Annotated in this window: 7 protein-coding genes; all 7 read right to left on the reverse strand. The window is 54.8% G+C overall.

All coding sequences use genetic code 11. From position 1 onward, the window contains the following. Positions 1 to 65: 65 nt before the first annotated feature. Genes NSS79_RS24855 through NSS79_RS24885 form a run of 7 tightly spaced genes read right to left on the reverse strand, consistent with a single transcriptional unit; the run spans position 66 to position 12,499 of the window. Positions 66 to 2,810 (reverse strand): alpha-mannosidase, encoded by a 2,745-nt coding sequence (locus tag NSS79_RS24855; RefSeq protein ID WP_342436557.1) that lies wholly within the window; start codon positions 2,808 to 2,810, stop codon positions 66 to 68. Between the two features lie 5 nt (positions 2,811 to 2,815). Beyond that, positions 2,816 to 3,814, reverse strand: a complete 999-nt coding sequence (locus tag NSS79_RS24860) for a glycoside hydrolase family 130 protein (protein WP_342436558.1) — start codon at positions 3,812 to 3,814, stop codon at positions 2,816 to 2,818. 19 nt (positions 3,815 to 3,833) lie between these two features. Beyond that, positions 3,834 to 5,153 carry a glycoside hydrolase family 125 protein gene (locus NSS79_RS24865; RefSeq protein WP_342436559.1) on the reverse strand — a complete coding sequence of 440 codons (1,320 nt, stop codon included), beginning with the start codon at positions 5,151 to 5,153 and terminating at the stop codon, positions 3,834 to 3,836. A gap of 24 nt (positions 5,154 to 5,177) precedes the next feature. Further along, positions 5,178 to 8,288 carry an alpha-mannosidase gene (locus NSS79_RS24870; protein WP_342436560.1) on the reverse strand — a complete coding sequence of 1,037 codons (3,111 nt, stop codon included), beginning with the start codon at positions 8,286 to 8,288 and terminating at the stop codon, positions 5,178 to 5,180. 2 nt (positions 8,289 to 8,290) lie between these two features. Further along, positions 8,291 to 10,585, reverse strand: coding sequence for a glycoside hydrolase family 3 N-terminal domain-containing protein (locus tag NSS79_RS24875; protein WP_342436561.1), 2,295 nt, complete (start codon positions 10,583 to 10,585; stop codon positions 8,291 to 8,293). A gap of 31 nt (positions 10,586 to 10,616) precedes the next feature. Next, entirely contained in the window at positions 10,617 to 11,534 is a 918-nt protein-coding gene (locus NSS79_RS24880; RefSeq protein WP_342436562.1) for a carbohydrate ABC transporter permease, read from the reverse strand. Positions 11,535 to 11,572: 38 nt separating this feature from the next. Further along, the gene (locus NSS79_RS24885) at positions 11,573 to 12,499 is read right to left on the reverse strand and encodes an ABC transporter permease subunit (RefSeq protein ID WP_076114341.1); all 927 of its coding nucleotides are present in this window, start codon (positions 12,497 to 12,499) and stop codon (positions 11,573 to 11,575) included. Positions 12,500 to 12,525: the final 26 nt, after the last annotated feature.

Consider the following 12,525-nt stretch of genomic DNA (forward strand, 5'->3'; position numbering starts at 1 on the left):
CCGGTAACAAGAGGATCGCTGTTTAGATAAGTTAGGTTTCTAGAATGAAGAAGGGTTGTTTTCTTTTAGCCGAGGCCGATTCCCACGGTCACAATTTCATGTCCGCCAACCGGCAGCTCCAGTGCAACGGCGCTGCCGCAGTCCAGAACTGCCGATTTGTCCTCTAGAATATTGGATTTGTAAAATCCCCTATTCGGTATATCCGTCTCCAGATGCAATTCACACGGCTTGTTCTCCATATTAAACCAGCGGATCAGCAAGTCCCCGCTGTCCTCGTTCATTTTAAACGAGGACAAGGCAGCGGTCTTGCCGCTCCAGCGAAGTGGTGAATAAACGGCAGGAAGGGTTCCCGGCTGAAGCTCCGCCTGGGCGGTGATCCAAGGAATCTGGAACTGATACGCCCCGGCGGCAGCGCCGGAGGACACAACGTCTCCGTCATGCGGAAGGAGCAGCATTTCCGCTGTCTGTTCGCCCTGACACTGGGCTTCCGGCGTAGGGAACCAGCCCCAGTCTCCCATCTCACCGACACAGCGGAGCAGGGTTACGGCTATCGTATTACGGCCGTCGCGCAGAATTTCATATTCATTCAGCCCAAGATTGGCTACTGCAAGTCCTGCGCCTGCTTCCGCCACATCCACGAAAGACTGCTGATGTTGTGTATTGCTGGGATTCAGCCACTCCGGCGCCGGCTCGTTCGGGCGTTCGGCCAGCTCGAACATGGAATCGGCGCGGTGGGTGGACGCGGCCAGACCGGTCGGGAACAGCATCCGCAACCGGTGGTCCTTCGCCGTATTGCTGATGAAGCTTTCGATCTTCAGACCTTTGCCGCCCTGCTCCAGCCTCAGCACCGTGCGCAGCTTAAGCAGCACGGTTGCCGTGGAGCGCTGCGCCTGCCGCTCGGGATAGTAGACCAGCGAACGCTGTTCATCTTCCAGAAGGGAGCCGGCTGAAGCCGGAATTGCCCACTCATGGGTAATTTCTACGGAAGCCCGGTACGGCGTGTCTTCAATCACGCGGATGCCGGCCGCTAAGCCCTGGGTAGTGAGCGGTGTTTCACCTGCCGTCTGTCTGAACATATATTCGTTGCCGATATCGCCGGTATTCTCATAAATGCCAAGATCACGGTACATCTTGCCGCTCGGCTTGTGCGTCAGCGCAAAGGAACCGTCCGCCATGATTTCTACACGCAGGTTTGCGTTTTCCAGCACCTGCTCTCCTTGGAGCAGGGAGACCTTTTCGGTAAGCGGTGAACCCTTGCCCTCTTGAAGGCGTACCCATGCGTAGCTGCGCCAACCCAGCGCCGGAACGTCCGCAGCCTCAAAGGTCAGCTTTACCTTGCGGCACATGTACGGCTGCCGGAACCTGTCGTCCGGGAGATCATAACCAAACGACAGGCCCAGATCCTCGACGGTGCAGGGAACTTCTGTCCCCCGTTCGTTGATCAGCACCCTTCCGTCCAGGTCTATCGCTTTCATCCGGCTGGCCGTTACTTCCAGCGGCAGACCTTCCCGCAAATACAGGCGGGCAACGTCCAGCTCCACGCTCACCGTGCCCGTGCGGCTCCAGCCGCTTGTATTGACCGCTACAAGCGGCAAGGCGTCTTCGCCAAACCCGGAGAACAGGGAAGTGTCAACCGCTTGGGTGATGGTTTGTATGCTGCCCTCCACAATGCCTTCGGCGATGTGGCGGCTTTTGTCAAAGCGGGTCACCATCTCGCGGTGCACTTCATCCACGCTGCAGCCGCAGATCGAATCATGCGGATGGTTCTGCAGCAGTGTCTTCCAGGCGTAAGTAAACAGATGATGCGGATACTCCCCGCCGTGCAGCCTGGCGATGGAAGCTAGCGGCTCCGCCACCTTCTCAAGCAGCGCCTGGCCGCGCTGGTTCATCTGCTTCAGGTACACCCGGGCCGAAGCGGTATTGACCAGCGTCCCCCAGCCATCGGTGCGCTGGCTCCGCAGCTCGCCCTTGACCGTAGAGAGGCCGCGGTCCAGGGCAGCGGCTGCCACAGCCCCGACATAGTCCGCAAAGTTGGAATGGACAAAATCCGTCTGCGGATACAGCCTCTGCGCTGTACGGATCGCCTCCGGCAAATCGGTTTGCAGCGGCTGATGATCGCAGCCGTTCATGAACAGCAGTTGATCCGTAGCCGCGAATCGTTCGGCGTCGGACAGCTTCCGGTCCCAGAATACCTTCGCCTCCGCCGGATCGACCGGAATCTCATTGCCGTTCGAATACCAGTTGGCGAACAGGATGCCCAGCACCTTCGAGCCGTCCGGCCCTTCCCAGAGCAACTCGGAGAAGGAGGATTCATAACCGTCGTCGGAAACGGTGTTATTGAATCCCGTCGGCTTGACCCCGCGCCCGAAGAATGCGTTAGTAATTCCGGCCTGCGCCATAAGCTGAGGAATTTGTCCGGTCAGGCCAAAGGTGTCGGGAAAATAACCAATCCGTGAAACTTCCCCATACACGCGGGCGTCCTTATGGCCAATCTGCAGATTGCGCACATTGGCTTCCGGGCTGGTCAGAAAGGCATCCTGGAGAATATACCAGGGCCCGATAAAAATCCTTCCCTCACGGATATGCCGTTCCAGCCGCTCCCGGTTGCCCGGGCGGACCTGAAGATAATCCTCGATAATGATTGTCTGACCGTCAAAGAAAAAACTTTTGAAGTCCGGGTCCTGCTCCAGTTTGTCCAGCAGGCTGTCCACAAGCTGGACGAGACGGATATGATGCCGCTCATAAGGCAAATACCATTCCCGGTCCCAGTGGGTATGCGAAATGATATGCGCCGTTTGTTGTTTGTTCAAGTGTGCTACACCTCAGCCTTCAAAGGGAATTCCTCCATATACTCAAGCAGCTCATCCACAGTGGTAAAGGCGAGTCCGGTCACGGTGTCGGCGCAGCCGTAATAGATGGCGATCCGTCCCGTAGCCGAATCCGTCAACGCCGCGCAAGGGAAGGTTACATTCGGCACATCGCCCACACATTCATACAAGGTTTCCGGGCCGAGAATATAGTTGCGCGAACGTGCTTTTACCTTCCAAGGTTCGTCCAGATCCAGCAGCGCGCAGCCCATGCGGTAGACAAACCCGTTGCAGGTATTGATCACGCCGTGGTAGATCAGCAGCCAGCCCTTGTCGGTCTCAATCGGAATGGGGCCCGGGCCGATTTTTTTGGACTGCCAGGCGGATGCATCCCCATTAACAGTGCCCATTACATAGCGGTGCTTGCCCCAGAAGGTAAGATCAGGGCTTTCACTGTAGAAAATATCTCCGAAAGGCGTGTGCCCCGTATCGCTCGGACGGCTGAGCATGGCATAATGGCTGCCGATCTTTCGCGGAAACAATACGCCATTGCGGTTATAGGGCAAGAAGGCATTTTCCAGCTGGTGAAAGGTTTGAAAATCAAAGGTATACGCAAGCCCGATGGTTGGCCCGTGATAGCCGTTGCACCAGGAGATGTAATAACGGTCATCAATCTTGCAAACCCGGGGATCGTAACGGTATTCCCGCGTAATTATTTCGGGGTCTCCTTGGAACACGATGGGTTCATGATTGATCTTCCAGTTCACGCCATCTTCGCTGAAGCCGGCGAAAATATCCATGCTGACGGATTTGGAATCGCAGCGGAATACGCCGGCAAACCCGTCCTTAAAGGGAATGACGGCCGAATTAAATACACTGTTGGAACTCGGTATGGCATTGCGCTCAATGATCGGATTGGCGTTATACCGCCATACGGGTGCATTTATGCCTGCCGGCTTATCCTGCCAAGGGATATTTGACAATTTGTCTCCAATAATTGTAGTCATGATCATGTCTCCTTTTCAGTTACAAGATTTCTTCTCTCAACGCCTGCCAGACCAATTGCGAGAACAGGCTGTTTGACCAGGCAAACCACTTGCGGGTAAAGATATGCGGGTCATCTGCCAGGAACCCTTCATGCATGTATCCGGTATCGGCGTCGGTTGCTTCCAGCATATCGATCATCGCCAGCTTCTCTTCCTTGTTGTCCGCCGTTAGTCCCTGCATCGACAGCGCCATATGCCAGATATAGCCCGGCGGTGTATGCGGACTGCCGATGCCTTTGGCAACTTTGCCTTCGAAATAGAAAGGGTTCTCCTTGCTGAGCGCGAAACGTCTCGTATTCTGGTATACCGGGTCGTCGTTCTTCACATAGCCCAGGTAAGGAATGGAGATCAGGCCCGGCGTTCCGGCATCGTCCATCAGGCTGTAGTTGCCGTAGCCGTCCGTTTCGTATGCATAAATCGGTCCAAATTCCGGATGGCGGTAGATGCCGTACAGCTTAATGCCATGGTCGACCTCCTGCTCCAGCTCCTTAAGCTCCGCCAGGAAATCCAGATCGCGGAAGACCCATTCGGCGAAATCCTGCATCTGCCGCAAGGCCACAACCGCGAACATATTGCCCGGAATGTTGTAATGGAAATCACAGGCATCGTCGCTGGAGCGGAAGCCGGACCAGATCATCCCGGTATAATTGACCGGCATGCCCAGTCCGCCGTTGCGGATCGAATCCTCGGGAATCCCGTTATTGCGGGTGAAGCGGTACGCGGATTGCTCGAAGTGATGCTGTTCCCGCTTGAACAGATCGGTAATGACCCGCAGCGCTTTTTTGAAATCCGCCGTGAAGAAGTCGGTCCGTTTCGTTTCTTCCCAATACGCATGGGCCAGCCGGATCACGAAGCACAGCGAGTCGATTTCGAATTTGCGCTCCCAGACCCATGGCGACATCTCCGTCACATCTCCCGCATTCCAATGCCAGTCATTCGCCGTTTCATTAAACGCATTGGCGTAGGGGTCGATCAGAACGTATTGAATATGGCGCTTGATCAGCCCGCCGATGATACGCTGGAGCTCGGGATCATTGCCCGCAAATGGCACATAATGAATGACCTGCTCGACCGAGTCACGCAGCCAGCTTGCCGGAATATCGCCCGTAATGACGAAGGTGGTCCCGTCCTCCAGCAGCTTGGTTGTCGTTTCCAGAGTGTTAGGAAAACAGTTGCGGAACAGCTGCCGCAGCTTCGGCCGGTGTGCCAGCTTCTGATCGGTTTCCGCCAGTACCGCCGCAATCGACGGAGGCAGCGGCAGCTCCGGCATCACAATATGAGGAAGTCTGAATTGTTCCAATATGAATCTCTCCTTCTGCCTAGTCTATGAATGAATGATTTTAATCGTCTTGATTTCGAAAGGAGCAAATTCCAGTTGGAGACTCCCTGCTTGTTCATGAAGTACCTCTGTTTCTTCCTCCAGTGCATTGGACAGGCATACCTTCGCATGCGGCAGCGGCCAGCTGATCTCCACCGTTTCACGGCCACCCGCCGATTCATACAGCCGCAGAATGCTGCCGCTCCCGTCTTCCGACAATTTGACCGTATCCAGCACTACGTGATTCCCGTTGAAGCCGATCAAGGAACCCGAAGCCGGCAGCTTGCCTTCTTCTGGTGTACATGCTGCCGCATGTGCCGGAAGATTCAGCTCGGCAGCCTTGCGCAGGGTGTGGGCTTCGCGCCAATCTCCCGCATGCGGATAGAGTGAATAGGTGAACTCGTGGGTGCCGAGATCCGCCGTGTTGTCCGGCCATTTCGGCGCCCGCAGCAGCGACAGCCGAATCGTGCTGCCCTGTACGTCATACCCGTATTTGCAGTCGTTCAGCAGACTGACGCCGTAGCCATGCTCCGCCACATCCACAAAACGATGCCCGCACACCTCATATTGCGCCTGTTCCCAGCTTGTATTGCGGTGTGTCACCCGTTCCAGCGCACCGAATGGGATTTCATAGGTCGCCTTGCTGGCCATTACATCGATCGGGAAACCTACCTTCAGCAATTTATGGGCTTCGTTCCAGACCACTTTGGTCTTGAAATCAATCCGCGGATCTTGATGGTACAGAACCAGTTCCTGCTCGATTTCGGATTGGCCGATACTCCAGCGGAAGCCCAGCACATCACTGACCTCCCCTGAGGAGATCAGCTTCTTCTCCAGCAGAACGGCCTCTCCGGCCGGCTGCTGTTCATAGCGGCTGTCAATGTCCCAGGCGTCCCATAGAATAGGACGGTCATGGAAGAAGTGAAAGCGGTTGGCCTGCTCTCCCGGTTTGACAATCTCACGCCCGCCTTGTTTATCGTATAGACTGGCGATCTCCCCCCGTTCATTGAACATCAGGCGGTAAAATGCGGTTTCCCAGCTATCTTCAAAGAAAGCCGCGCAGTTCCGGTCCATCTCCGCTGGCGGCTCTACTTCTCTCAACCAGACCGTTTTGTACCCAAACGGGGGAACTTCAGGCACACGGATGCGAAGGATGGTTTTAGCATCAATGACGAGGGTCTCCGATTCCAGCCGGGTTCCATCCTCCTGATAGGCGGACAGGAAGCTGTCTTCCTTGATCCCAGTCTGTATGTCAACAATCATGTCCCTCTGCCAGCCCAGACTGTTCAGCACCACATACGGGGTGCCCTCCCCGCGTGTATCGATACCGGCAATCACCGCTTCCATAGCCAACTCCAGGCTGCCTTCGCCTAGGCTGAAAATGCTGCGGTACTCCTTCTCCGAGGTCTGATAGACCTCAGGAATGGATGAGCCCGGGATAATATCGTGAAACTGGTTCAGTAATATCAGCTTCCAGCCCTTATGCAGCGCACGGCCCACTTCTCCGGACCGGTCCGGCTCAAGGAGGCTGCCTGCAAGGGTCTGCCACAATTCCGCTTCCCGGTACAGAATTTCAGCTTTGCGGTTATTGCGCTTATTCCGGGAGTGTGTCGTGTACGTTCCACGGTGCAGCTCCAGATACAGGTCTCCCTGCCAAGAAGGCAGCTCCGGCCGGGCTTGCTCAATTCCCGCGAAGAATCCGGCCGCGGTGCTGTAAGCTGAAGCTGGCTGACCTACCATCAGCTCGGATCGGTCAATATATTCCAGCATCTCTCTAGTAACCCCGCCGCCTCCATCGCCATGCCCGTACAGCAGCATTTGCTCGCTGTGGGCTGACTTTTCACGGTAAGACTGCCAGTGGTCATGGATATCCTTAGGCAGGGTGTTCTCATTCACACCATGGTTCATATAAGAGAGCATCGAGGTGCCGTCAATACCGACCCAATGGAATAAATCGTAAGGGAATAGGTTCGTATCATTCCAGCCGAGCTTGGTCGTCATGAAATAGCGCACTCTGCCGTGTTTCAATATTTGCGGCAGCGAAGCGCAATAACCGAAGGTGTCCGGCAGCCATTCAATCTCGGAGTGTTGTCCGAACTCCTCCTGGTAGAAACTCTGGCCGTAGAGCATTTGACGCATCAGGGATTCGCCGCTGGGAATGTTCAAATCCGGCTCTACCCACATGCCCCCTACCAGTTCCCAGCGTCCTTCCCGAATCCGCTCCTTCACTTTGCTGTACAGTTCAGGATCATTCTCTTTCAGATAAGCAAAAAGCTGGGGCTGGCTCTGGGCATAGCGGTAATGCGGATACTCCGCCATCAGCGAATGCACTGTCGAGAAGGTCCGGCTGGCCTTGCGGACGGTTTCCCGCTTTGGCCACAGCCAGGCGATATCAATATGCGACTGCCCTACCATATGAATCAAGCCTTCACTGTTGCCGCCGACTTTCCGGACACTTTCGATCAGCGCTTGTTCGATGCCGCCGATCAGGATGCCGTCCTTTACCTCTTCAAGGTGCAACAGGACAAATGAATCCATGGCCCGGTTCAGCGCCTCCATTAAGCGGGCACGCCGGAAATCCTGCTCCGGCAGCAGCAGCGCCGAATCACGGATTACGGTCGCAGTATACATTAAGGACTGCACAGGCCGGTTAACCCTCACCAGCGCGGTGGTGATGGAACGGATCGGCGGCTGTATCACCGCCTGCTTGTTCAGCGGATCGTCGGGCTCCGGAATGGGGTCATACAATTCAATCTCCAGCTTTGGACTTCTTCCGGCCACCTCCGGATTCAATGTTGCGAAGGTATGGTTGCGGTCCAATCCCTGCCAGGACCTTCCGTTAAGACGCAGCAGGCCTTCTCCGCCGGATTGGAAGATGAGTCCGATTCCCTTTGCGGGCCATTCCGGAGGGATTTCCAAGGTGGTGCGGAGAATATAAGTCGTCCCCTGCACACTGGGAAACAATCCAAAGGATTCACTGCCCGGGAACACCTGCAGCGTGTCATAATCTCCCGGCTGCCGATATTCCGTTGAGTACACCTGCCAATCCTCAATGACCTTGTATTCAAGCCATTGCCGCTCGGCCAATTCGCGGATAAACCGATTGATTCGTTCCATGTCTATTCCTCCAACACCGCAAGTTCAATATTGAGCGTATCGTTGACATTTCTGCCAACTCCAATTCTGAATATTCCCGGTTCAACCACTGGTGTGTACGCCGGTCCGATATAGCTCAAGTGCTCGGCGTTGACCGTAAAAGCAACCACTTGCTTTTCACCCGGCTCCAGCCGGATTTTGCGGAAGCCTTTCAATTGCTTGGCCGGTCGGGTTACCTTGCTGACAAGATCGGAAATATACAGCTGAACCACTTCCGCTCCGCTGCACCGGCCGGTATTTTCCACTTCCACCGTCACTTCGGCAGTCCCGTCCGCGTGAATTACAGCGGGCTCTGCCCGCAAATTTGTATAATTGAATTCGGTGTAGCTTAGCCCGAAGCCGAAGGGATATTGCGGCTGCGAATCTGCCTCCAGATAACGTTTGCCGCGGGACCGTTTGCCCAGATAGTGAACGGGAAGCTGCCCTGCATCCTTCGGGACGGATACAGTCAGCCGCCCCGAAGGGTTCACATCGCCGAATAGAATATCCGCGATAGCATGGCCGCCTTCCTGTCCCGGATACCAGGCTTCAAGAATCGCATCCGCCTGCTCATCTATCCACGGCTCGGCGATGGGCCGGCCATTGATATAGACGACCACTATAGGTTTGCCGAGAGATTTCAGCCGCTTCACAAGTTCCCGTTGAACACCGGACAGTTGAAGCGACATCCGGTCAATGCCTTCCCCGCAGTCCATGTCGCTGAGTACATTGTGCGTAACCTTGGAGGCTCCGGTTCTTAAATCAATACTTCCTTCTCCAAAGTCCCGAGCGCTGGACCCGCCCAGTGCGAGGATGATCGTATCTGCCCCGGCCGCCGACTCCACTGCAAAGTCAAAACCTTCGGTGGAATGGTCTTTGATGCGGCAGCCCGGCGCATATCTTACCCGCTCCGGCTCTGCCGAGAACTTATGCCGGATGCCATCCAGAACAGTTGCCACTTTGGATGGAGGCTGCGGCGAGGTGTAATCGCCGAGCTGATTATAGCCGGCATCGGCGTTGGGCCCGATGACAGCGACCGTGCCTCCGCGTCTGGACAGCGGAAGGACACCGTTATTTTTCAGCAGCACAATACCTTCTGCGGCGATTGTACGCGCCAAACCGGCATGCTCTGGACTGCCAATGACCCGCTCCGCCCGATCAGGATCGGCGAACGGCTGTTCAAACAGGCCCAGCCGGAATTTCAGGTCCAGCACACGGGCAGCGGCTTCGTCCAGCAGCGACTCTTCCAGACGGCCGGAAGTGACGGCCTGCAGCAGATGACGGCCAAACATCTCGCCAGACATCTCCATATCAATACCGGCCCGAATGGCCTGCACAGCAGCCTCTTCACCGTCCGCTGCCGTATCATGGCCGGAAGCCAGCATGTCAATGGCACCGCAATCGGTGATGATCATGCCGTCGAACCCCCACTCTCCACGCAGCACGTCCCGCAGCAGCTCAGTATTGCTGGTGCAAGGCACTCCATCAATTTCGTTGTAGGCAGGCATGATTGACACGGCACCGGCTGCGACTGCCTTGCGGAAGGGATACATATCCACTTCCAGAAGCTCTCTCTTCCCCATATGCACGGGACCTGCATTCCTGCCGCCCTCCGAGCTGCCATAGGCAACAAAATGCTTCAGCGTAGCGCCAACACTGGACTCGCTATCCAGTGCATCGCCCTGCAGCCCTTCAACGGAAGCGGCGGCGAACTCGCCGATAAGATAAGGGTCCTCTCCAAAACATTCCTCGGTACGGCCCCAGCGGGGATCACGCACCACATCCAGCACCGGCGAATACGTAACCGCTCCGCCTTGGGCGCGGGTCTCCAGCGCGGTTGCCCGGCACATCTCCCTGTAAATATCCACATTCCAAGTGCTGCCGAGAAGCAGCGGAACGGGAAAGACGGTTGCGCCAATAGCCATATGTCCATGGGAACACTCTTCCCCGATCAGCATAGGAATTCCAAGCCGGGAATGCTCCAGCACATAGCTTTGAATGGCATTTACCGCCTCGGCCCCGGCACGCGGGCTCAGTCCTGTCTCCAGCGTAACGCCGGTCCAGGGGTCGGCCCGCAGGGTTCCGTATAGGGAGCCGATGCCGCCTTCCCGGACTTGACGTTTAAAGCTTTCGTCCAGCTCCACTCTGCCTTCTGTATATTCATAGGTTTGCCAGCCGAAAAGCTGAATCAGCTGGCCCACCTTCTCCTCCAGCGTCATCAGCCCCAGCAGGTGCGCTGTCCGCTCCTTAATCGGCTTCGTACGGTCTTTGTAAATCATTTTGTCCCCACACCCGCTCTCCTGTTCTGTCTTATTCTTTAACTGCACCTACGGTAAGTCCTTGGATGAAATAACGCTGGAAGAATGGATATGCAAAAATGATCGGTCCTGTGGCAAGCACCACCATGGCCATACGTGATGTATCCTGAGGCATCGACCGCAGCGCCTCCAGACTAAGCGAACTGTTTTGCGAGTTTTGCAGGATAAATTGCATGCTGGTCTCAATCCGCATCAGCATCGACTGCAGCGGCACCAGATCGGGATTATCAATATAAAGCAAGGCGTTGAACCAGTCGTTCCAGTACCCGAGCGTGCTGAACAGTGCAATCGTAGCCAGGCCGGGCAGCGACAGCGGCAGAACAAGGGTAAGGAACACCCGGAATTCGCCGGCCCCGTCGATTTTCCCGGACTCAATAATGGCATCCGGCACGCTGGTGCTGTAGAAGGTGCGCAGAATCATAATATAAAAGGCATTGACGGCCAGCGGCAGAATCAAAGCCCAAATGCTGTCCTTCAATCCAAGAAACTGGGTCACGACAATATAGGTCGGCACCAGCCCCCCGTTAAACAGCATCGTGAAGAAGGCGAAGAACGCGAAGAAATTGCGGTATTTAAAGCTTTTACGTGAAATGGCATAGGCGTACAGCGCAATAAACAGCAGGCTGACAATGGTGCCGATCACCGTTACAAAGATAGTCACCCCGTATGAACGGAGTAAAGTGTCACCTGAATCAAAGATATATTGATAGGCCCCAACGCTCCATTTAGAGGGGATTAACTTGTAGCCCTCCCGGGCGAGCGCTCCTTCATCGGTGAACGAGATGATCACCACAAACAGAAACGGAAAAATACAAAGAAAAGCAAAAGCGCCGGCAATGCAATTAAAAATGATGTTCCATCCTTTAGAAAGCTCATGGAAGTTGCGCGCTTTAGCAGGATTTGCAGACATAGGATTCCCTCACTTTCCTTCATTGACCTTTCATTGACCTAGAATAAGGCACTGTCCTTATCGAATCTCCGCACGATGTAATTGGAGGTAATGACCAGAACAAAACCAACCACTGATTGATACAAGCCCGCAGCTGTGCTCATGCCGATCTCACCGGTCGTCTTGAGTCCGCGGTACACATACGTATCGATAACATTGGTCACGCTGTAGAGCGTCCCCGAATCTCTTGGCACTTGATAGAACAGTCCGAAATCCGCATAAAAAATCTTCCCGATCGCAAGCAAGGTCATAATGGTGATAATCGGACTGAGCAGCGGAAGCGTAATGTTGCGGATCTGCTGAAATTTGCTTGCTCCGTCGATCATCGCCGCTTCGTACAGCGACTTGTCAATGCCCATGATCGCGGCCAGATAGACTACGCTGTTATATCCTACTGCCTTCCACAAGTACACGAAGATAAGAATGAAAGGCCAGTATTTCGATTCTGAATACCATGAAATGTGGCTTCCAAATATTTCGTTCAGCAATCCCCGCTCCGAGCTGAGGAAGCTGAAAGCAAAATAGCCCACGACCACCCAGGACAGAAAATACGGCAGGAACATCCCCGTCTGATACAGCTTGGCCAGCTTTTTATTGGCAATCTCAGAGAGCACTACCGCCAGCAGCACCGATAAGATCAGTCCCACCACGATAAAAGCCATGTTATACAACAGTGTATTGCGTGTAATCAGATACGCATCGTTCGTGGTGAATAAGAACTTGAAGTTATCCCAGCCAACCCACTTGCTGTTTACGATGCTGGCCAAAAACCCGTCCCGGCTGAAACGGTATTCTTTAAAGGCAATGACCGTCCCGATCATTGGCAGATAGGAGAAAAATAAAAACCATAACGTACCCGGAAGAACCATGAACAGCAGTACTTTATTTCTCACAACATCTCGGGTTGTATTTCGAATTTTACCCATAATACTTATTCCTCCTATCCCGCAAA

This window comes from Paenibacillus sp. FSL L8-0436 (assembly GCF_038593025.1).
Classification (GTDB): domain Bacteria; phylum Bacillota; class Bacilli; order Paenibacillales; family Paenibacillaceae; genus Paenibacillus_AQ.

What these genes read in the sequence shown, in the direction of transcription:
- NSS79_RS24875 (WP_342436561.1), bottom strand. Translation starts at nt 10,585, where the DNA reads ATGATTTACAAAGACCGTACGAAGCCGATTAAGGAGCGGACAGCGCAC.
- NSS79_RS24870 (WP_342436560.1), bottom strand. Translation starts at nt 8,288, where the DNA reads ATGGAACGAATCAATCGGTTTATCCGCGAATTGGCCGAGCGGCAATGG.
- NSS79_RS24860 (WP_342436558.1), bottom strand. Translation starts at nt 3,814, where the DNA reads ATGACTACAATTATTGGAGACAAATTGTCAAATATCCCTTGGCAGGAT.
- NSS79_RS24885 (WP_076114341.1), bottom strand. Translation starts at nt 12,499, where the DNA reads ATGGGTAAAATTCGAAATACAACCCGAGATGTTGTGAGAAATAAAGTA.
- NSS79_RS24880 (WP_342436562.1), bottom strand. Translation starts at nt 11,534, where the DNA reads ATGTCTGCAAATCCTGCTAAAGCGCGCAACTTCCATGAGCTTTCTAAA.